We start from the raw sequence: 19780 nt of genomic DNA, 5'->3' as shown, positions 1-19780 counted from the left end.
TCGACGGCTTCCGCTCTCACCGACGGTGAAAGCCGGGGCCTTCGGGCGACCCGGTGAAGCTCTCAGGTCGAGATGACAGAGGGGGAGGCCGTCGGGGTATCCGTACCGGGGTGCCCCTCGAAGGTCGCGTCAGACCAGGAGGCCTCCGCAATGACCGCCCACCGCACTCCGCTCTCCGAGCTCGAACAGGGCATTCCGTTCGAGCAGCGCCACATCGGCCCCGACCAGGAGGCGCGGGCCAAGATGCTCGCGCACGTCGGCTACGGCTCACTCGGCGAACTGACCGCCGCCGCGGTACCGGACGTGATCAAGAACGCCGACGCCCTGGACCTGCCGGGCGCCCGCACCGAGGCCGAGGTGCTCGCCGAACTGCGTTCCCTCGCCGACCGCAACCAGGTGCTCGGCTCGATGATCGGCCTGGGCTACTACGGGACCTTCACGCCGCCCGTCATCCTGCGCAACGTCATGGAGAACCCGGCCTGGTACACGGCCTACACGCCGTACCAGCCGGAGATCTCCCAAGGGCGGCTCGAGGCCCTGCTGAACTTCCAGACGATGGTCGCCGAGCTCACCGGGCTGCCGACCTCCGGTGCCTCGCTGCTGGACGAGGGCACCGCCGCGGCCGAGGCGATGGCGCTCTCCCGGCGCATGGGCAGGAACAAGAAGGGCCTCTTCCTGGTCGACGCCGACGCGTTGCCCCAGACCGTCGCCGTGATCCGGACCCGTGCCGAACCGGCCGGCGTGGAGGTCGTGGTCGCCGACCTCAGCGAGGGCATCCCGGCCGAGGTCGCCGAGCGTGAGATCAACGGCGTGCTGGTCCAGTACCCCGGCGCCTCCGGGGCCGTACGCGACATCAGGCCCGTGATCGAGCAGGCCCACGGGCTCGGGGCGCTCGTCACCGTCGCCGCCGACCTGCTGGCGCTGACCCTGCTGACCTCCCCGGGCGAGCTCGGCGCGGACATCGCGGTCGGTACGACCCAGCGCTTCGGTGTGCCGATGGGCTTCGGCGGCCCGCACGCCGGTTACATGGCGGTGCGCGAGAAGTTCGCCCGCAGCCTGCCGGGCCGTCTTGTGGGCGTGTCCGTGGACGCGGACGGGCACAAGGCCTACCGGCTGGCGCTGCAGACCCGTGAGCAGCACATCCGCCGGGAGAAGGCCACCAGCAACATCTGCACCGCTCAGGTGCTGCTCGCCGTCATGGCCGGCATGTACGCCGTCTACCACGGCCCCGAGGGCCTGCGGAGCATCGCCCGGCGCACCCACCGCTACGCCACCCTCCTGGCCGAGGGTCTGAGGGCGGCCGGGGTCGAGGTGGTGCACGGCGCGTTCTTCGACACGGTCACCGCGCGCGTGCCGGGCAGGGCCGCCGAGGTGGTGGCCGCGGCCCGGGAGAACGGGGTCAACCTGCGGCTCGTCGACGCCGACCATGTCTCGGCCGCCTGCGACGAGACCACGACCCGGGACCGGCTGGCCGCCGTGTGGTCGGCCTTCGGGACCGACGCGGACATCGAGGCACTGGACGCGGCGACCGGGGACGCGCTGCCCGAGTCCCTGCTGCGCACCGACGAATACCTCACCCACCCGGTCTTCCACCAGCACCGCTCCGAGACGGCGATGCTGCGCTACCTCCGCCGGCTGGCCGACCGCGACTACGCGCTCGACCGCGGCATGATCCCGCTGGGCTCCTGCACCATGAAGCTCAACGCGACCACCGAGATGGAGCCGGTCACCTGGCCGGAGTTCGGGCAGCTTCACCCCTTCGCGCCCGGGGAGCAGGCGCAGGGTTACCTCACGCTCATCCGTGAGCTGGAGGAACGTCTCGCCGAGGTCACCGGCTACGACAAGGTGTCGCTGCAGCCCAACGCCGGCTCGCAGGGTGAGTTCGCCGGCCTGCTCGCCGTGCGCGGCTACCACCGCGCCAACGGCGACGACCAGCGGACCGTGTGCCTCATCCCGTCCTCCGCGCACGGCACCAACGCCGCCAGCGCGGTGATGGCCGGCATGAAGGTCGTCGTCGTCAGGACCGCCGGGGACGGCGAGATCGACGTCGAGGACCTGCGCGCGAAGATCGAGCAGTACCGCGACGAGCTGGCCGTGCTCATGATCACGTACCCCTCGACGCACGGTGTGTTCGAGGAGCACGTCGCCGACATCTGCGCGCAGGTGCACGAGGCCGGCGGCCAGGTGTACGTCGACGGCGCCAACCTCAACGCCCTGGTCGGTCTCGCCAAGCCGGGCCACTTCGGCGGTGACGTCTCGCACCTCAACCTGCACAAGACGTTCTGCATCCCGCACGGCGGCGGCGGCCCCGGCGTCGGCCCGGTGGCCGTGCGTGAGCACCTCGCGCCGTACCTGCCGAACCACCCCCTCCAGCCGGCGGCCGGCCCCGAGACGGGCGTCGGCCCCATCTCGGCCGCGCCCTGGGGCTCGGCGGGCATCCTGCCGATCTCGTGGGCGTACGTCCGCCTGATGGGCGGCGAGGGCCTCAAGCGGGCCACCCAGGTGGCCGTGCTCTCCGCCAACTACATCGCCAAGCGCCTCGAGCCGCACTACCCGGTGCTCTACACCGGCCCCGGCGGCCTGGTCGCGCACGAGTGCATCATCGACCTGCGGCCGCTGACCAAGGCGACCGGAGTGTCCGTGGACGACGTGGCCAAGCGGCTCATCGACTACGGTTTCCACGCGCCGACGATGTCCTTCCCGGTGGCCGGCACGCTGATGATCGAGCCGACCGAATCGGAGGACCTGGCCGAGCTGGACCGTTTCTGCGAGGCGATGATCGCGATCCGCGCGGAGATCGAGAAGGTCGGCACGGGCGAGTGGCCCGTCGACGACAACCCGCTGCGCAACGCTCCGCACACCGCCGGTGCGCTGGGCGGCGAGTGGGACCACGTCTACAGCCGGGCGGAGGCCGTGTTCCCGGCGGGGGCCTCGGCCGCCGACAAGTACTGGCCGCCGGTGCGCCGTATCGACCAGGCCTTCGGCGACCGGAACCTGGTCTGCTCCTGCCCGCCGCTGGACGCCTACGAGGACTGACAGAGCGTGTGGGGCCCCGTCCGTGTCCGGACGGGGCCCCTTCGCGTTCACGCCGTCGCCAGCGACACCTCGGTCGACTTGATCAGGGCGACCACGTCGGAGCCCACGAAGAGGCCGAGGTCGATGGCCGCCTCCTTCGTGATCGCCGCGGTGATCCTGCCGCCGTCCACGGTGATCTTCACATGGGCCATGACCTCGCCGAGCTCCAGGTGGGTGATCGTTCCGGAGAGCCTGTTGCGGATCGAGAGGCCCTCGACCCTGCTGGTGGCCAGGGAGACCTCCGTCGACTTCACCAGGGCGCGGACGGAGACCCCGGGGGCCAGGGCCAGTTGCTCGACGGCCTCCGAAGTGATGGCCGCGGTGAGGTCCTGGCCGCCGTCCAGGCGGATCTTGACCGCGGCCATCACGTCGCCGGGATGGACGGCGGTGACGGTGCCGGGGAGCTGGTTGCGGATGCTCAGGGTCATGGCTCATCACCGTAGTGCGAGAGCACCTTCAGTCAGGGTATGCGCGGGTTTGCGTCGCCTTGGCCGCCATCGGACCGATCACACACGGTCGATATGTACATTCGTCGACTTCACTCGTGCGGTGGCCTCCATGCCGACCTCCAGGCCCAGTTCCTCGACGGCCTCCCGGGTGAGGAGGGAGACGAGCCTGTGGGGGCCGGCCTGGATCTCCACCTGGGCGGCGACGTCGCCGAGCTTGATCGCCGTGACGATGCCGGGGAAGGCGTTGCGGACGGAGGTGTAGGAGCCGGCGGAGTCCTCGTCGTTGCCGCCCGCCTTCGCGAGTTCCACGGAGAACGCGGCGAGGTCCTTGCCGTCGACGAGCCGTCGCCCCGCCTCGTCGCGGTGGGTGGCCACCCGGCCGGCGTCCGCCCAGCGGCGGGCGGTGTCCGGGCTCACGCCGAGCAGCCGTGCTGCCTGGCCGATCGTGTAGGACTGCATGCCGGTCACGATAGGGCGCGCACGGTGGACCCGCGGACCAGGGGGGTGGGGCGTTCACCGCCGCGGATCTCAGTCCCGGGTGAGGGCTCGCGCGCCGACGGGACGCACAACTCGGCGGACGACCGGGGAAGTTGTCACGGGCCCCCGCCCGGAACCCGCCGTCTTCGAACTGGTTCGACCACCGGCGGACTACCTGATGCACGACACCTTGACGCCTCTGAGCGGCCTTTCTAGAGTCGCGGTTCGGAACGTTCGATGATATCGCCGAATGTTTCGGCTCTTCCATGTGTACTGCTGCACGTCCCGCGGCGGCACTTCTGGCCAGGGGATGCCGATTTCGCCGCAACAAGCGTCGCCCGAAGGGTTGCCACCCGGCAAGAGCGGTCTCTAGGGTGCGGCGCAGCTTTCCGGCGTAGTTCCGAAAGTTTCGAAGAGAAGGAGCGCATCATGGGCGACCCGGCACTCTCCCGCCGCGGCTTCCTGGCGGCCTCCGCCGCGGCCGGTCTGGGCATGACGGCACTGAGCGGCTGCGGCGGCGACTCGGGCGGAGGGTCGTCGAACGGCACGACCACGATCGAGTGGTGGAACATCTCCACCACCCAGCCGACGAAGACGGTCTGGGCCGGTCTGGCCAAGAAGTTCGAGGCGCAGAACCCCAAGGTCAAGGTAAAGATCGTTCAGATGGAGAACGACGCCTACAAGTCGAAGATGACGGCGCTGATCGCCTCCGGGAAGCTGCCGGACATCTTCCACACATGGGGCGGCGGAGTGCTCCAGCAGCAGGTCGACGCGGGCCTCGTCGAGGACCTCACCGACAGGACCAAGCCCTGGTCCGACGGAATGCTGTCCGTCGCCAAGCAGCCGTACCTCCTCGGCGGCAAGCTGTACGGCATACCCTTCGACATCGGCATGATCGGCTTCTGGTACAACAAGGCGCTCTTCAAGCAGGCCGGCATCAGCACCCCGCCCACCACCTGGAGCGGCTTCCTCGACGCCGTGCGCAAGCTGAAGGCGAAGAACATCACGCCGATCGCCGTGGCCGGCAAGGAGAAGTGGCCCGAGATGTACTACTGGGCCTACCTCGCCATGCGCACGGCCGGAATCGACGCGCTGAAGAAGGCCGACCAGAGCAAGGACTTCACCGACCCCGGGATCGTGCAGGCCGGACAGCACCTCAAGGACCTGGTCGACCTCCAGCCGTTCCAGAAGGGGTTCCTGGGCGCCGGGTACTCCACCCCGACCGGCCAGGCGGCCACCGTGGGCAACGGCAAGGCGGCCATGGAGCTCATGGGGCAGTGGGCCCCGGTCGTCGAGGCCGACTCGGGCAAGGGACTCGGCTCGAACCTCGGCTTCTTCCCCTTCCCGGCCGTCGAGGGCGGAAAGGGCGCGATCACCGAGGTGTTCGGCGGTGGCGGCGGGCACGCCCTGCGCAAGGGTGCCCCGCAGGCGGCCGTCGACTTCCTGAAGTTCTTCGCCTCCGAGACCACCGACCTGGAACTCGTGAAGAAGACCAACACCCTTCCGGTGGTCCCCGGCGCCGAGAAGGCGCTCTCCGACCCCAACACCAAGGCGGTGCAGGCCCAGTTGAAGGGTGCCACCGGCTTCCAGCTCTACCTGGACCAGGCGTACGCGCCCGCCGTCGGCCAGGAGGTCAACGACAGCGTCGCCGCGCTGATCGCCGGTTCGAAGTCACCCGAGCAGGTCGCCCAGTCGATCAGCAAGGCCGCGAAGGAAGCGTAGTAGCCGGCGATGACCTCGACCTTCCTCCCGGACAAGCGGACGGACCCCGGCGTCGCCCCCTCCTCCCCGGCGGCGACGTCGGCCCGGGGACGGGCGCGCCGGCGCCTGGTGCACTGGCTCACCGCGGTCGCCTTCCAGGTGCCCGCGCTGGTGCTGTTCATCGGGCTGGTGCTGCTCCCGATGCTGTTCGCGCTGTACGCCGCGTTCTTCCGCTGGGGCGGCTTCGGCATGCCCTCCGACTACATCGGCACGGACAACTTCACCCAGCTCTTCAAGGACGACGTCTTCCTGGGCGACCTGTGGCGCTGTCTGCTCCTGGTGGTCCTGTCCCTCGCCCTGCAACTGCCGTTCGCGCTCGCCATGGCCGTCGCGCTCAACCAGCGGCTGCGCGGGCGCGCCTTGTACCGGATGCTGTTCTTCGCTCCCTACGTCCTGTCCGAGGCGATCACCGGCGTGCTGTTCAGCATGATCTTCGCCCCGGACGACGGGCTCGCCGACCACGTCCTGGGCGCCGTCGGGCTGGGCGGCGTCGGCGGGGAGTGGTTCGCCGACCCCTCCTACGTCATGGCGACGCTGTTCCTCGTCATGACCTGGAAGTACTTCGGCTTCCACATGATGCTCTACCTCGCGGGGCTGCAGGCGATCCCGGCCGAGCTGACCGAGGCGGCGCTGATCGACGGCGCGAACCCGTGGCAGCGGTTCCGCAACGTGACCCTGCCGCTGCTCGCGCCCACCCTGCGCATCAGCATCTTCCTGTCCGTCATCGGGGCCATCCAGCTCTTCGACCTGGTCTGGGTGATCACCCAGGGCGGGCCCGACCACCACTCCGAGACGATGGCCGTGACGATGTTCCAGTACGGCTTCAAGCGCTACCAGATCGGCTACGCCAGCGCGATCACCGTGGTCATGTTCGGCATCTGCCTCGTCTTCGCCCTCGCCTACCAGCGGTTCGTGCTCCGCCGCGACCTCGAAGGGGCCACCACGACGATGAGGGGAGACGGCAAGTGACCCGCAGGACCAAGGCCGTACGTGAACTGCCGCTCCACCTGCTGCTCGTCGCGGTCGGCGCGGTGATGGTCGTACCGCTGCTGTACGCCGTCCTGTCCGGCTTCAAATCCACCGCCGAGCTCTCCCGCAATCCCTTCGGACTGCCCGAGCACTGGCTCACCGGCAACTACACGGACATCCTCGGCTCGGGCGACTTCTGGCGTCTGGTGGGCAACAGCACGCTGGTCGCCGTGGCGACGACCGTCCTCGTGGTCGCCGCGTCCGCGCTGGCGGCCTTCTCCTTCGCGCGGTTCGCCTTCCGCGGGCGTGAACTGCTGTTCACCCTCTTCACCATGGGGCTGATGTTCCCCTTCGCGGTGGCCGCGCTGCCCCTCTTCCTGCTGCTGCGCTACCTCGGCCTGCTGGACAACCCGCTCGGCGTGATCCTCCCGCAGGCCGCCTTCGGGCTGCCGATGACCATCATCATCCTGCGCGGCTTCTTCCGGCAGATACCCGGCGAGCTGGAGGAGGCAGCCACGCTCGACGGGTGCAGCGCCTTCGGGTTCTTCTGGCGGGTGCTGCTGCCCATGGCGCGGCCTGCGCTCGGCACGGTGTCGGTGCTGGCCGTCGTCACCAGCTGGAACAACTTCATGCTGCCGCTGCTGGTGTTCACCGACTCGAAGTGGTGGACGCTGCCCCTCGGCGTCGCGCAGTTCCAGGGCCAGTACTCGGCGGAGTACGCCCGTGTCTTCGCCTACCTGGTGCTGGCGATGGTCCCCGCCCTCGCCTTCTACTCCGTCGCCGAGCGCCAGCTCGTCGGCGGCCTGACCGCCGGCGCGACGAAGGGATGACCCGCGCCGACGTGCGTAAGGCCCCGTCCGCACCCGAGTACGACACCACTCGCACCCGACCGTGAGGAGTCGCACCATGCCCAGGCCCCGTACACGCCTCAGACTCGCCGGCGCCCTCGCCGCAGTCCTGGTGGCCGCGGGCGTCGCCACCGGCCCGGCCGCCCAGGCGCAGGCACGGCAGCCCACGCTCGCCGAACTCGCCCACCGGCACGGACGCTATTTCGGCAGCGCCACCGACAACCCCGAGCTCACCGACAGCGCGTACACGAAGATCCTCGGCACCCAGTTCGACATGATCACGCCGGGCAACGGCATGAAGTGGTACGCCACCGAACCCCAGCAGGGGGTCTTCGACTGGACGAACGGCGACGAGATCGTCGCTCTCGCCCGCAAGAACCACCAGCGCGTCCGCGCCCACACCCTGGTCTGGCACAGCCAGCTGCCCGACTGGCTCACCTCGCGTGAATGGACCGCCCCCGAGCTGCGGGCCGTCCTGAAGAAGCACATCCTCGCCGAGGTCCGCCACTACCGGGGCAAGGTCTACTCCTGGGACGTCGTCAACGAGGCGTTCAACGAGGACGGCACCTACCGCGAGACCATCTGGTACAAGACGCTCGGCCCCGGCTACATCGCCGACGCGCTGCGCTGGGCCCATCGGGCCGACCCGCACGCCAAGCTGTACCTCAACGACTACAACATCGAGGCGACCGGCCCGAAGAGCGACGCCTACTACGCGCTGGCCAAGGACCTCAAGAGGCGGGGCGTGCCCCTGGACGGCATCGGCTTCCAGGCCCACCTGGCCCTCCAGTACGGCTATCCCACCACCGTGGAGGACAACCTCCGCCGCTTCTCCCGGCTGGGGCTGGACACCGCCCTCACCGAGGTCGACGTCCGTATGCAACTGCCTGCCACCGACGCCAAGCTGGCCGAGCAGGCGACCTGGTACCGGGACCTGACCAAGGCCTGCCTCGCCGTGCGCCGGTGCGTGGGGGTGACGGTGTGGGACTACACCGACAAGTACTCGTGGATCCCGGCGGTCTTCCCCGGCGAGGGGGCCGCTCTGCCGTGGGACGAGCAACTGAAGCCGAAGCCCGCCTACGAGGCGCTGCGCGAAGCCCTCGGCTGACGGCCGGCCACGGTCGGTAGTCGTCCCCGTGCATGCGTCGGGGCCGGTGCGCACCCGGTGGTGCGAGCCGGCCCCTCAGGTGTGCCTAGGCGGCCGTCATCACCCGGCTGGTGCCCAGCGGCCGGTGCGGGGCGATGATCTGGCCGTCGGGCAGAAGCTCACCGGTGTCCTCGAAGAGCAGAACACCGTTGCACAGCAGGCTCCAGCCCTGCTCCGGGTGGTGCGCCACGAGGCGGGCGGACTCCCGGTCGGCGGATTCGGCTGTCGGGCACGGTGGCTGGTGCTGGCACATGGGTGGGATCTCTCGCTCTGTCGTGGTCATGTCCGCCCCCCGTGGTCATAAGTCGGTCGGAACCCAGTGTTGCCCTCCGGGCGTCAATCCGCAGGTATTTCGCAGCACCGCTTCTCACAGGTTCATGACGCATCGTCCACGCCCTCGGTTCATCTCCTTCGCACTGTCTTTTCGGGTGGTTCTCGGTGGCCGGATAGGGCTAGTCAGGATGGGCACAGACGGTTTTGCCGGCTCTTAGGAGCGGTTGAATGCTCTTACGAGCGAAACGCTCTGGAATGCATGCGCGTACCCCGCCACCGGAGGGGGCGGGGTACGAAAGCGGGACCGGGGAAGAAGGGTCGGGAGGGGGGTGTCAGGCGGGCGAGCCGAGCAGTGGGACGGGAGTCATCCGGTGGGTCAGCACGGGAAGCAGTTCCGCGACCGGATGCGGCCGGTGGGCCGCTATGCCGGGCGGTGCCGGGGCCAGCGGGACGAGCAGGTCGGTGGCGGCCGGATGGCCCTCGGCCCCGTCCGCGGAGCAGTCGCCGTGCAGCCAGAGCGTGAGCATGTACAGGGCCGGCACGGACAGCAGGCGCACCTGGTAGGACTGCTGCATGGTCTCGGCCTGGCGCAGGGCGCGTTCGGTGGAGGCGATGTAGGGGCCCTCGAAGAAGTGCGAGAACGCCCAGCCGTCGGGGGTCAGCCGGGTCTCGGCCGCGGCCACGGCACGGCCGCCGCAGTGGATGAGGAACCGCCAGCCGGTCAGCCGGGTCGCGGACACGCCTTCAGCGGTGATCCGGTCGAGTACGTGCACCGGGAGGGGCAGTTCGGGGGTGGCCGGTCCCTGTGCGGCGCGCAGGGACGGTGTCCGGGCCTCACGGACGGCGGTGGGCGAACCGAGGGCCGTGAGCACGGAGCGCAGGGCGGGCGCGGGGGCAGGGGGAACGTGGAGGGGCATGGTGGGTCGCCTCTCATTCGACAGGCGCGATGGCGCGAGGGCGGGGCGGGCGGACGGCGCTGTCAGCTCATGGGGTCAGAGAGGCGGGGGCCCGTGGCGGTGAACGAGAGGTGCGGACGCGGCCTGCCGCACGTCGCCTGGACGGCGGGAACCAGAACGGTGGGCGCCAACCTTCTGCCTTCTGCGCGGAGTTTATACGACTTAAGTTCGGAAGATGTTTCGCCTAGCCGTTTCCGGTGAGTAAAACAAGTTTGTATTCGGTCGGCGATTTGTGTGAATCATCCCGATTCAGAGGTTGGGCGGCCCGTCCTGGCCTCGGAATACGCCGCCGTAGCGGTCGGCCCATTCTCGTCGGCGTTTTTCACGAGGACGGCGGGGCACACGAAGGTGCGCGCTGCCTCATGCCCCGTGAATGTGCCGCCGGACACATTCCAACAGAGTAGCGGGGACAGGGCTCGCGCGAGACGTTATCGATCGCGTCGGGTGGGCATCATCCCACCTGACCCTGGACCCCGGCGGCCGGATCTTCCGCCCGCCCATCCGAGGAGGGACGCTTCGATGGGGGAGAAGGTCGTGGCAGGGCCGTTCGACCTGTCCGATCCGCAGCGCTACCGGGAGAAGCTCGGCAAGTGCCTGACGGGACTGGAGCGGCTGCTGGCCCAGAAGCGGTTCGATCGGCCCAAGAACCTGATGGGCGTGGAGATCGAGCTGAATCTCGTCGGGCCCGACGGGCTGCCGAAAATGCTGAACGGGCAGGTGCTCGAACGGATCGCGAGCCGCGATTTCCAAACAGAACTCGCCATGTTCAATCTGGAAGTGAACATAGCCCCACACAGGCTGGGCGGGCGGGTATTCGACCAGCTTGCCGAGGAACTCCGTACGTCGCTGGCGTACGCCGACCGCAAGGCGGGTGAGCTCGACGCCGGAATCGTGATGATCGGCATTCTGCCCACCCTGGACCGGGACGACCTGGTCTCCTCCAACCTTTCCGAGGTCGACCGCTACACCCTGCTCAACGACCAGATCGTGGCCGCCCGGGGCGAGGACTTCCGGCTCGACATCGACGGGGTCGAGCACCTGACCTGCACGTCCCGCTCCATCGTCCCCGAGGCCGCCTGCACGTCCGTGCAGCTGCACCTCCAGGTCACGCCGGGCCGTTTCGCCGATGTGTGGAACGCCGCCCAGGTGGCCAGTGCGCCGCAGATCGCCGTCGGCGCCAACTCGCCGTTCCTCTTCGGCCACGAACTGTGGCGCGAGTCCCGCCCTCCGCTCTTCCTGCAGGCCACCGACACCCGTCCGCCCGAGCTGCAGGCCCAGGGCGTGCGGCCGCGCACCTGGTTCGGGGAGCGGTGGATCTCCTCGGCGTACGACCTGTTCGAGGAGAACCTTCGCTACTTCCCGGCGCTGCTGCCGATCTGCGACGACGAGGACCCGCTGGAGGTCCTCGACGCGGGCGGCGTGCCGAAGCTCGCCGAACTCGTCCTGCACAACGGCACGGTGTACCGCTGGAACCGCCCGGTGTACGACGTCGCCGACGGAGTGCCGCACCTCAGGGTGGAGAACCGCGTCCTGCCGGCCGGGCCCACCATCACCGACGTCATCGCCAACGCGGCCTTCTACTACGGCCTGGTGCGCTCCCTCGCCGAGGAGTCCCGGCCGGTGTGGACCCGTATGCCGTTCGAGACGGCCGCCGCCAACTTCGACGCCGCGTGCCGGTACGGCATCGACGCGCGTCTGGAGTGGCCGCGGCGCGGGCGGCACGGCGGTACCAGCGAGGTCGACGCGGTGACACTGGTGCGCGACGAACTGCTGCCGCTCGCCGAGGCGGGGCTCGCGGCGTGGGGCGTCGAGGCCGCCGACCGGGACCTCTACCTCGGCGTCATCGAGGAACGGTGTCGGCGGCGTGCCAACGGGGCGTCCTGGCAGGCGGCCACCTTCCACCGCGCCCTCGAACAGGGCCTTCCCCGGGACGTGGCCCTGGCGGCCACGACCCGCCGCTACGGCGAGCTCATGCACCTCGGAGAACCGGTGCACACCTGGCCGGTGGGCCTGCCGGAGCCGGTGCCGCTCGGATAGGGGCCGCCGGTACCCGGTCCGCCCCTCGGCGCGGGGGCGATGTCCGGGGAGACGCCCGGATGGGGCAAGCTGTGACCTCCGATGAGGATGGTGCCCCTTCCGGTCCCGACGGCCTGCGGCGCACGATCTTCGCGATCGAAGGCAGGTGTGCAGGTGGAGGCGGGATTGGAGGCCGGTACCGCTTCGCGGGAGCGGCCCTCGCGGCGGATCTTCCGGGACGAGACACTGCTCGTTCTGGGGCTCTCGCTCGGAGCGAGCGGAGTGTCCGCTCTGATCAGCTTCATCGGATCGGTCACCAAACCCGGAGGCCTCAAGGACCAGGCGGCCACCCTCAACGCCTCGGCCGCGCCGGGCCGTCCCTGGCTCGACCTGGCCTGGCAGCTGTTCGGCATCGCCACGGCCCTGGTGCCGGTGGCACTGGTCGCGCACTTCCTGATGCGCGAGGGCGAGAGCCTGCGCACCCTCGGCTTCGACCGGACCCGTCCCTGGCCCGACCTCGGCCGCGGGGCCGGCATCGCCGCGGTGATCGGCAGCACCGGCATCGCCTTCTACCTGGCCGCGCGGGGACTGGGTTTCAACCTCACGGTGGTGCCCGAGGCGCTGCCCGACGTGTGGTGGAAGTTCCCCGTGCTGATCCTCTCGGCGGTGCAGAACGCCGTCCTCGAAGAAGTGATCGTCGTCGGATACCTGCTGCGCCGGCTGGGCGGGCTGGGCTGGACCCCGGGTACCGCACTGGTGGCCAGTGCCGTACTGCGCGGCTCCTACCACCTGTACCAGGGCATCGGCGGGTTCGTCGGCAACATGGTCATGGGCGTGGTGTTCGTGTACCTGTACCGGCGCTGGGGCCGGGTCGGTCCCCTGGTGGTGGCACACTCCCTGCTCGACATCGGGGCGTTCGTGGGATACGCGGTGCTGGCGGGAAAGGTGGGCTGGCTGCCGACCGCATAGCGGCGGCCTGCCGAGAAGGGGGCTGCTCGCGGCGGGGCGTACGAGGCTGTCGTACGCCCCGTCGTGTTGCCTGCGTGCGTAGTGCTCAGACGAGCAGTCGGCCCTCGACGACCGTGACCGCGCGACCGGTGAGCAGGACCCGGTCGTCGCGCACGCCGGTGCGCACCAGGCCGGTGCGGCGGGAGGCCTGCAGACCGGTGAGGTCGGGGCGGCCGAGGCGCTCGGACCAGTAGGGCGCCAGCGCGGTGTGGGCGCTGCCGGTGACCGGGTCCTCGTCGATGCCGACGTTCGGGAAGAAGCAACGGGAGACGAAGTCGTGGCCCCGGGCCGGGTCCTCGGTGCGGGCGGTGACGATGACCCCGCGCTCGGAGTGGGCGGCGAGTGCTCTGTGGTCGGGGGACAGCTCGAGGACGGTCTCCTCGTCCTTCAGCTCCAGCAGCAGGTCGCCGATGTTCGGTCCGGTGTCGAAGGCGCTCACGGGTTCCGCGCCGAGCGCCCGGGCGAGCCCGGCCGGGACGTCCACCGGGGTGAGCGGGGCGGCCGGGAAGTCCAGGGTGATCGAGCCGTCCTCGCCGGGCGTGGCCATGAGTACCCCGCTGCGGGTGGCGAACCGGACCGGCCCTTCGTGGGCGGCGGTGGTGAACAGGACGTGGGCCGTGGCGAGCGTCGCGTGGCCGCACATGGCCACCTCGGTGAGGGGCGTGAACCACCGCAGCGCCCAGTCGGCGTCCGAGCCCTCGGGCAGGCGGTGGGCGAACGCCGTCTCGGAGAGATTGAGCTCCATGGCGACCTTCTGCAGCCGGTCTTCGTCCGGGAAGGCGTCGAGCAGCAGGACCCCGGCGGGGTTGCCGGCGAAGGGGCGGTCGGCGAAGGCGTCGACGATTAGGATGGGCATGTGCCGACGGTAGGGGCCACGGCTGCCCCCCGGCCAAGGCCAATTCCGGGACGCTGGACCGGTCGTGCCGCGGCGGCCCGCCCGGGTGGGCACGTTCGCGCTGTCCTGTCTGTGATCGGAGGCGCCGCTCACGAGTCAGCTCGTAGGTGGTTGACGGGATCCCTGCGTTCCGCCGGACGGGCGGCAGGCACCCCTGGCGGGTGGTGCTCGTATTCCGCTGTTCACCGCCTCCTTCGCGAGCAAGAATCGTCCGCATGTCTGCGATCCCCGGTGGCACGACCGCCTTCCACGACCTGCCCGCGTTCCTCGCCCAGCCTCGCGTCAACTCCCTTGCGCTGTCCGCCGACGGTGGCCGTCTCGTCGCCACCGTGCAGACGCTGTCGGAGGACCGGACCAGATTCGTGTCCGGGCTGTGGGAGATCGATCCGGCCGGGGAGCGCGAGGCGCTGCGCCTGACCCGGTCGGGGAAGGGCGAGTCCGGGCCCGCGTTCGGCCCGGACGGGGTGCTGTACTTCCTGTCGGAACGCGAGGACGACAGTGCGGAGGACAAGCACGAGGGTGCCGCGCTGTGGGCGCTGCCCGGGCGTGGTGAGGCCGCCGTCGTGGCCCGGCACCCGGGCGGGATCACCGCGTTCACCGTCGCCCGGGACTCCGGCGCGCTGGCCCACACCGCCGGGCTGCTGCCCGGGGCCGCCGACGCCGACGCGCACGGCAGGCTGCGCACGGCACGCAAGGACGCGAAGGTCACCGCGATCCTGTACGAGGCCGGGCCGACCCGCGCCTGGGACCGCGATCTCGGCCCCGAGGAACAGCACACCTTCGTGCGCGCGGGGGCCGAGGGCGCCGTGGTCGACGCCGGCGGGCAGGGCGTCGGCCTCGAGAACCCCGGGGACGTGGCGTTGTCGCCCGACGGGACGCGAGTGGCCTACACCCGGTTCGTACCCGGCCGGGTGCCCGCCGAGAACCGCACCGCCGTGGTGGTGGCACACGCGGCCACCGGCGAGGAGGTCTTCGTCCTGGGCGATGTGGAGCACCTCTACGAGGCGCCGGTGTTCACGCACGACGGCTCGGCGGTCGTGTGCTCGCGGATGACGTGGCCGACTTACGACGAGTCGATGGACATGACGCTCGTCCGGGTCGGCGTGGACGGCGGCGAGGCCGTCGATCTGCTGCCCAGGTTCGACAACTGGCCTGCCGGCGCCGTCTGTTCGACGGTCGACGACGCCCTCTTCTTCGTGGCCGATGTGGAGGGTCACGCGCCCGTCTTCCGGCGGGACGCGGACGGCACCGTGACCCGGCTCACCGCCTCGGGCGCGTACGGCTCGCTCTGCGTGGCCCCAGACGGGCGGACGCTGTACGCACTGCGCAACGCGATCGACTCGCCGCCGCGGCCGGTCAGGTTCGAGGCCGGCGTCGCCGACCAGACGCCGGTCGAGCTGCCCGCTCCCGGTGCGTTCGACGCGCTGCCGGGCACCCTCACCGAGGTGCACGCCACCGCGGCGGACGGGTACCGGCTGCGCGGCTGGCTCGTGCTGCCTGAGGGCGCGTCGGCCGAGAACCCCGCGCCGCTGCTCGTCGCCGTGCACGGCGGGCCGCAGGGCAGCTGGAACGGCTGGACCTGGCGGTGGAACCCGTGGCCGTTCGCGGCCCGCGGCTACGCGGTGCTGCTGCCCGACCCGGCCCTGTCGACCGGCTACGGTCAGCAGGGCCACCGGCGCGGCTGGGGGCAGTGGGGTGGGGTCCCGTACACGGACGTGATGGCGCTGACCGACGCCACCGAGGCCCGTGACGACATCGACGGCGCGCGCACCGCGCTCGGGGGCGGCTCCTACGGCGGCTACATGGCCAACCGGGTCGCCACGAGCACCGATCGGTTCAAGGCGATCGTGAGCCACGCGGGCCTGTGGGACCTGCGGTCCTTCCAGGGCGACACCGACGCGCCCTGGTACTTCCAGTGCATCTTCGGGGACCCGGTGACCCGGCCCGAGCGGTACGAGGCGCACTCCCCGTACCTGGACGCCGCGAAGATCCGTACGCCGATGCTGGTCATCCACGGCGCGAAGGACTACCGCGTGCCGGTCGGCCAGGGCGCCGCGCTCTTCCAGGATCTGCAGCGGTTCGAGGTGCCTGCGAAGTACCTGTACTTCCCGGACGAGAACCACTGGATCCTCTCCCCGGGCCACATCCAGATCTGGTACGAGGCTTTCCTGAACTTCCTCGACCACCACGTCCTTGGTGACGAGTGGCAGCGGCCCGGACTGCTGTGAGCGGGGGGCGCCGGCCTTCGACGAGGTGGGACCCCTGCTTCTGGGCAGGAACGGACGCCGGCTCACCGCGGCCGACGTGGCCGGTGATGGGCCGACTGCTTGCTTCGGGCGCTGCTAGCGCTGGCGCCGCTGCTTGATTCCGCTGGCTGACACCTGGTGCCCGGCTGCCGTCAGCTCCGCAGCCTTGGCCCGCTCGCGCTGGGCCGGCGAGTGTTTCCGGATCGCACTCCGGCCGCGGCTCGGCCCCGTCCGGAGCATCTGGCGGCAGGCCGTGCAAGACCTCCAGGATGTGTCTGTCCCACCAGCGGGCCCGGTCAGCGGCGGCCTCGGGAAACTCCGCGATGCGGGACGTCCGCGGCACCCGCCTCTTCCCGGTCACCGGCCGGCTCCGTTGGCCAATGGCTGCGAGCTGATCCCCACCACGCCCACGCAGTCCCGTAGCGGACGCCGTCGGCGTCCGTGCACCGCGTCCCGAAGCCCGAACGACTCGGTTCGTTGAGAAAACGACTCGATTGAGTGAGACAGGACAGCGCCGCCCGGACGGGACTCTTGTCATGCGATCGGTTCCGATATATCGTTGACGCATCGCGACAGATCAACGATGGATGGAGTGATTGCGATGCGCACCCACGGATTCGAGCGTGGACACCGACAGCACGGCCGCGAGGGGCTGCGGGCCGCCTTCGGGCCCTTCGGGCCGGGCGGTCCGGGGTTCGGGCCCGGCGGGCCCGGTTTCGGGCCGGGACCCTGGGGGCCGCGGGGCCGTGGCGGCCCCAGGGGGCGGGCGCGGCGCGGCGACGTACGGGCATCGATCCTGGCTCTGCTCAAGGAGCGGCCCATGCACGGCTACGAGATGATCCAGGAGATCGCCGAGCGCAGCGGCGGCGCGTGGAAGCCCAGCCCCGGCTCGGTCTACCCCACACTGCAGCTGCTGGAGGACGAGGGTCTGATCGTCAGTGAGAGCGAGGGCGGCAAGAAGCTGTTCGCGCTCACCGACGAGGGCCGGGCCGCGGCCGAGGCCGGCTCCGACGCCCCTTGGGAGGAGGCGTCCCGGGGGGTCGACTGGGAGGCCCTCGGTGAGATCCGCCAGGCCGGGTTCGGGCTGATGGAGGCCTTCGGCCAGGTCTGGAAGACCGGCAGCAAGGAGCAGCGTGAGAAGGCGCTGGGCGTGATCAACGACGCCCGGAAGAAGCTGTATCTGATCCTTGCCGACGAGGACTGACGCCGGTGCGGTCCGGGAGGCGTCCCGTCGGGTGATCCGCGGGGCGCCGTCCGGGTCCGGGGTGTGTCCCCGGGGGCGTGTGCGGGGTTGTGCGGCCGGGTTCAGGCCACCAGGCCGTCCAGCTTGCGCAGTGATTCGTTGAGGGCCGCCGTCGCCGAGTCCTTGAGCTTGCCGGCCATGAGGGAGACGGCCGCGCCGGTGAACTCGCCGTCGATGCGGACCGTCGTGCCGTCGCCGTCGGGGGTGAGCGTGTAACGCGTGGCGACGTTCACCGCCATCGGACCCTTGCCGCGAATGGCGAACACCCGGGCAGGCTCCAGTTCCTCGATGGTCCACTCGACCTCGGCCGGGAAGCCCATGAGCTTCATGTTCTCCTGGAAGGTTCCGCCCACCCGCAGGGTCTCGGGGCCGCCCTTGGGGAAGCTGGTGTGGGTCGCGTTCCACTCCCCGTACGCCGACCAGTCGGTGAGCTTCTCCCACACCTTCTCCGCCGGCGCCTGGATGCGTGTCTCCGCGCTGACTTCGGCCATGCGACCACCCCTTCGTGTCGGGCTACGGTGTCGCGGAACGTAGTCGCAGCGCCCTGAACATTCAATACTGACGAACCGTCAGGATGTGTGGAGGGCAGTACCGCCCCTCGCGGTGCGGGCCGCTCTCCTCCGTAAGGATGAGATGCCGAACGCCCGAGTCCACTCTCCGTGGGAGGTCGAAATGCTCCCTTTCGTCGATGACGCGTGCCGTCGGCGGCTGATGAGGTAGGGGACGTGCAACCGCGTACTCCCCGCCGGCCCGTCCACGACCAGGGCGTCCGCCGTGCGGACGACGAAGCCGGGCTCGGCCCGGAGCTCGCGGCGGTGATCGACCGTGCCCGCCGCAGGGCCGTCCGGGACGGGGACCGGCAGATCGACACCGCCCATCTGCTGCACTCGCTCCTGGAGACCGACGCCGAGGCGCGCGCCGCCGTCGGTGACCCCCGGAAGGCCGTCCGTCTGCTCGGCTACCTGGTGCAGCGCAGCATCGGTTACGGCCTGCGCTGGCAGAGCGGAGTGGAGGATTCCGGCGCGCTGTACGTCCTGCGTGACGCCGGGGACTGGTCACCGGTGGCCGCGGCCGCCATGCGCTCCGCCCGCGAGCGCGCCGCACGGCGAGGAGAGGACCGGGTCCGCGGCACCGACCTGCTGGCGGCGCTGGCCGCCGACCCCAGGGCCCGGGCCGTCGAGGTGCTCGAGCGCGCCGGTGTCGGGGTGCCCGACCTCCTCGCGCAGATCGACCGCGCCACGGCGGAGTGCGTGGGCGACTGCGGAACGGCGCGCTGAGCGGGGCCTGACGGCCCGGCTCCGTCCAGACGTTGAGACAGGTGTCAACTGGGGTGACGCTCATGTCATTGCCTGCCATCATGTGCCGGTGTGTATCTCTGAGAGCAGTCACGGCGGGGGCGGGAAGAGCCTCGGGCTCGGTCTGGCGTTCGGCTCCGCGCTCGCCTTCGGAGGGTCCGGGGTCGCCGCGAAGCCGCTGATCGAGGCGGGGCTCGACCCGCTCCACGTGGTGTGGCTGCGGGTGACGGGCGCCGCGCTCGTGATGCTGCCGTTCGCGGTGCGTCACCGCTCCCTGCCGCGCCGCCGTCCCGCGCTCCTCGCCGGGTTCGGGCTGCTCGCGGTCGCCGGGGTCCAAGCCTGCTATTTCGCGGCGCTGTCCCGGATCCCGGTGGGTGTCGCGCTGCTGGTCGAGTACCTCGCACCCGCGCTCGTGCTCGGCTGGGTGCGGTTCGTGCAGCGACGGCCGGTGACGAGGGCGGCCGCGCTCGGGGTGGTCCTCGCGGTCGGCGGTCTCGCCTGCGTGGTGGAGGTGTGGTCGGGTCTCGCCTTCGACGCGCTGGGGCTGCTGCTGGCGCTCGGTGCGGCCGGCTGCCAGGTCGGCTATTTCATACTGTCCGACCATGGTGCCGGGACGGGAGAGGAGGCACCGGACCCTCTGGGCGTCATCGCCTACGGACTTCTCGTCGGGGCCGTGGTGCTGACCTCCGTCGCCCGTCCCTGGACCATGGACTGGTCGGTCCTGTCCGGCACCGCGCGCATGAACGGCGGCGAAGTCCCGGCCGCCGTCCTGCTGGCCTGGATCGTGCTCGTCGCCACGGTTGCCGCCTACATCACCGGGGTGCTGTCCGTGCGCCGGCTGTCCCCGCAGGTCGCGGGCGTAGTGGCCTGTCTCGAAGCGGTGCTGGCGACCGTGCTGGCGTGGGTGCTGCTCGGCGAGCACCTCTCGGCGCCGCAGGTGGTCGGCGGTGCCGTCGTCCTGCTCGGCGCGTACATCGCGCAGTCGTCGACGCCGGCCGAGGGCGCCGTGGAGCCGGTGGCCGGCGGCGGTCCGGAAAGGCAGTTGTCCACCCGCGGAACGGCCGCCTAGGGTGGCGGCCATGCCGATGAACGCACTCGTCCTTCCGCCCCCGGCCGCCTGAG

General features: G+C 70.7%; 17 protein-coding genes. 11 read left to right on the top strand and 6 right to left on the bottom strand.

Going from position 1 to position 19780, the window contains the following annotated elements; all coding sequences use genetic code 11:
• The first annotated feature begins 150 nt into the window (after window positions 1–150).
• Window positions 151–3036, top strand: a complete 2886-nt coding sequence (gcvP, locus tag ACWC21_RS15850; RefSeq protein ID WP_450882054.1) for an aminomethyl-transferring glycine dehydrogenase — start codon at window positions 151–153, stop codon at window positions 3034–3036.
• A gap of 47 nt (window positions 3037–3083) precedes the next feature.
• Here gcvP and ACWC21_RS15845 read toward each other — a convergent pair whose 3' ends face one another.
• On the bottom strand, window positions 3084–3503 hold the full coding sequence (locus ACWC21_RS15845; protein WP_450882052.1) for a TOBE domain-containing protein: 420 nt from the start codon (window positions 3501–3503) through the stop codon (window positions 3084–3086).
• Window positions 3504–3581: 78 nt separating this feature from the next.
• Window positions 3582–3983, bottom strand: a complete 402-nt coding sequence (locus ACWC21_RS15840; RefSeq protein ID WP_450882050.1) for a TOBE domain-containing protein — start codon at window positions 3981–3983, stop codon at window positions 3582–3584.
• A 447-nt stretch (window positions 3984–4430) separates the two neighbouring features.
• Here ACWC21_RS15840 and ACWC21_RS15835 point away from each other — a divergent pair, with 447 nt between their 5' ends.
• The 4 genes from ACWC21_RS15835 to ACWC21_RS15820 all read left to right on the top strand — a co-directional run bounded on the left by ACWC21_RS15835 (window position 4431) and on the right by ACWC21_RS15820 (window position 8687).
• Window positions 4431–5723 carry an extracellular solute-binding protein gene (locus ACWC21_RS15835; protein ID WP_450882049.1) on the top strand — a complete coding sequence of 431 codons (1293 nt, stop codon included), beginning with the start codon at window positions 4431–4433 and terminating at the stop codon, window positions 5721–5723.
• A 9-nt stretch (window positions 5724–5732) separates the two neighbouring features.
• A complete protein-coding gene (locus ACWC21_RS15830) occupies window positions 5733–6731 on the top strand; it encodes a carbohydrate ABC transporter permease (RefSeq protein WP_450882047.1) in 999 nt (332 codons plus the stop codon).
• Window positions 6732–6796: 65 nt separating this feature from the next.
• On the top strand, window positions 6797–7561 hold the full coding sequence (locus ACWC21_RS15825) for a carbohydrate ABC transporter permease (protein ID WP_450882082.1): 765 nt from the start codon (window positions 6797–6799) through the stop codon (window positions 7559–7561).
• A 76-nt stretch (window positions 7562–7637) separates the two neighbouring features.
• Entirely contained in the window at window positions 7638–8687 is a 1050-nt protein-coding gene (locus tag ACWC21_RS15820; protein WP_450882045.1) for an endo-1,4-beta-xylanase, read from the top strand.
• Window positions 8688–8772: 85 nt separating this feature from the next.
• Here ACWC21_RS15820 and ACWC21_RS15815 read toward each other — a convergent pair whose 3' ends face one another.
• Together ACWC21_RS15815 and ACWC21_RS15810 are read right to left on the bottom strand one after the other, a co-directional pair.
• Window positions 8773–8979 (bottom strand): DUF5999 family protein, encoded by a 207-nt coding sequence (locus tag ACWC21_RS15815; protein WP_450882080.1) that lies wholly within the window; start codon window positions 8977–8979, stop codon window positions 8773–8775.
• A 352-nt stretch (window positions 8980–9331) separates the two neighbouring features.
• Window positions 9332–9916, bottom strand: coding sequence for a hypothetical protein (locus ACWC21_RS15810; RefSeq protein WP_450882043.1), 585 nt, complete (start codon window positions 9914–9916; stop codon window positions 9332–9334).
• 558 nt (window positions 9917–10474) lie between these two features.
• Between ACWC21_RS15810 and ACWC21_RS15805 the strand changes: the two genes are divergently transcribed.
• Together ACWC21_RS15805 and ACWC21_RS15800 are read left to right on the top strand one after the other, a co-directional pair.
• Window positions 10475–11992, top strand: coding sequence for a glutamate--cysteine ligase (locus ACWC21_RS15805; RefSeq protein ID WP_450882041.1), 1518 nt, complete (start codon window positions 10475–10477; stop codon window positions 11990–11992).
• 147 nt (window positions 11993–12139) lie between these two features.
• Window positions 12140–12940, top strand: coding sequence for a CPBP family intramembrane glutamic endopeptidase (locus ACWC21_RS15800; protein WP_450882039.1), 801 nt, complete (start codon window positions 12140–12142; stop codon window positions 12938–12940).
• A gap of 85 nt (window positions 12941–13025) precedes the next feature.
• Here the strand turns inward: ACWC21_RS15800 and ACWC21_RS15795 are convergent, their stop codons facing one another.
• A complete protein-coding gene (locus tag ACWC21_RS15795) occupies window positions 13026–13835 on the bottom strand; it encodes a PhzF family phenazine biosynthesis protein (RefSeq protein ID WP_450882037.1) in 810 nt (269 codons plus the stop codon).
• 254 nt (window positions 13836–14089) lie between these two features.
• On the opposite strand from ACWC21_RS15795, the gene ACWC21_RS15790 reads away from it, so the two are divergent.
• On the top strand, window positions 14090–16102 hold the full coding sequence (locus ACWC21_RS15790) for a S9 family peptidase (RefSeq protein WP_450882035.1): 2013 nt from the start codon (window positions 14090–14092) through the stop codon (window positions 16100–16102).
• A gap of 619 nt (window positions 16103–16721) precedes the next feature.
• Entirely contained in the window at window positions 16722–17324 is a 603-nt protein-coding gene (locus ACWC21_RS15785; RefSeq protein WP_450882033.1) for a PadR family transcriptional regulator, read from the top strand.
• Between the two features lie 101 nt (window positions 17325–17425).
• Here ACWC21_RS15785 and ACWC21_RS15780 read toward each other — a convergent pair whose 3' ends face one another.
• Window positions 17426–17854, bottom strand: a complete 429-nt coding sequence (locus ACWC21_RS15780; protein ID WP_450882031.1) for a type II toxin-antitoxin system Rv0910 family toxin — start codon at window positions 17852–17854, stop codon at window positions 17426–17428.
• A gap of 234 nt (window positions 17855–18088) precedes the next feature.
• Here ACWC21_RS15780 and ACWC21_RS15775 point away from each other — a divergent pair, with 234 nt between their 5' ends.
• Together ACWC21_RS15775 and ACWC21_RS15770 are read left to right on the top strand one after the other, a co-directional pair.
• A complete protein-coding gene (locus tag ACWC21_RS15775; RefSeq protein ID WP_450882029.1) occupies window positions 18089–18640 on the top strand; it encodes a Clp protease N-terminal domain-containing protein in 552 nt (183 codons plus the stop codon).
• 82 nt (window positions 18641–18722) lie between these two features.
• Window positions 18723–19727, top strand: coding sequence for an EamA family transporter (locus tag ACWC21_RS15770; protein ID WP_450882027.1), 1005 nt, complete (start codon window positions 18723–18725; stop codon window positions 19725–19727).
• The last annotated feature ends 53 nt before the right edge of the window (window positions 19728–19780 follow it).

It is taken from the genome of Streptomyces sp. NPDC001348, from assembly GCF_053597535.1.
Note: the sequence above shows the minus strand (reverse complement) of the source record. Positions and strands in the feature narration are given on the sequence as shown.

Coding starts and splice junctions, on each gene's coding strand:
- ACWC21_RS15815 (WP_450882080.1), bottom strand. CDS start 8,979: ATGTGCCAGCACCAGCCACCGTGCCCGACAGCCGAATCCGCCGACCGG.
- ACWC21_RS15845 (WP_450882052.1), bottom strand. CDS start 3,503: ATGACCCTGAGCATCCGCAACCAGCTCCCCGGCACCGTCACCGCCGTC.
- gcvP (WP_450882054.1), top strand. CDS start 151: ATGACCGCCCACCGCACTCCGCTCTCCGAGCTCGAACAGGGCATTCCG.
- ACWC21_RS15820 (WP_450882045.1), top strand. CDS start 7,638: ATGCCCAGGCCCCGTACACGCCTCAGACTCGCCGGCGCCCTCGCCGCA.
- ACWC21_RS15785 (WP_450882033.1), top strand. CDS start 16,722: ATGCGCACCCACGGATTCGAGCGTGGACACCGACAGCACGGCCGCGAG.
- ACWC21_RS15795 (WP_450882037.1), bottom strand. CDS start 13,835: ATGCCCATCCTAATCGTCGACGCCTTCGCCGACCGCCCCTTCGCCGGC.
- ACWC21_RS15805 (WP_450882041.1), top strand. CDS start 10,475: ATGGGGGAGAAGGTCGTGGCAGGGCCGTTCGACCTGTCCGATCCGCAG.
- ACWC21_RS15810 (WP_450882043.1), bottom strand. CDS start 9,916: ATGCCCCTCCACGTTCCCCCTGCCCCCGCGCCCGCCCTGCGCTCCGTG.
- ACWC21_RS15790 (WP_450882035.1), top strand. CDS start 14,090: ATGTCTGCGATCCCCGGTGGCACGACCGCCTTCCACGACCTGCCCGCG.
- ACWC21_RS15840 (WP_450882050.1), bottom strand. CDS start 3,983: ATGCAGTCCTACACGATCGGCCAGGCAGCACGGCTGCTCGGCGTGAGC.
- ACWC21_RS15825 (WP_450882082.1), top strand. CDS start 6,797: ATGGTCGTACCGCTGCTGTACGCCGTCCTGTCCGGCTTCAAATCCACC.
- ACWC21_RS15835 (WP_450882049.1), top strand. CDS start 4,431: ATGGGCGACCCGGCACTCTCCCGCCGCGGCTTCCTGGCGGCCTCCGCC.
- ACWC21_RS15830 (WP_450882047.1), top strand. CDS start 5,733: ATGACCTCGACCTTCCTCCCGGACAAGCGGACGGACCCCGGCGTCGCC.
- ACWC21_RS15780 (WP_450882031.1), bottom strand. CDS start 17,854: ATGGCCGAAGTCAGCGCGGAGACACGCATCCAGGCGCCGGCGGAGAAG.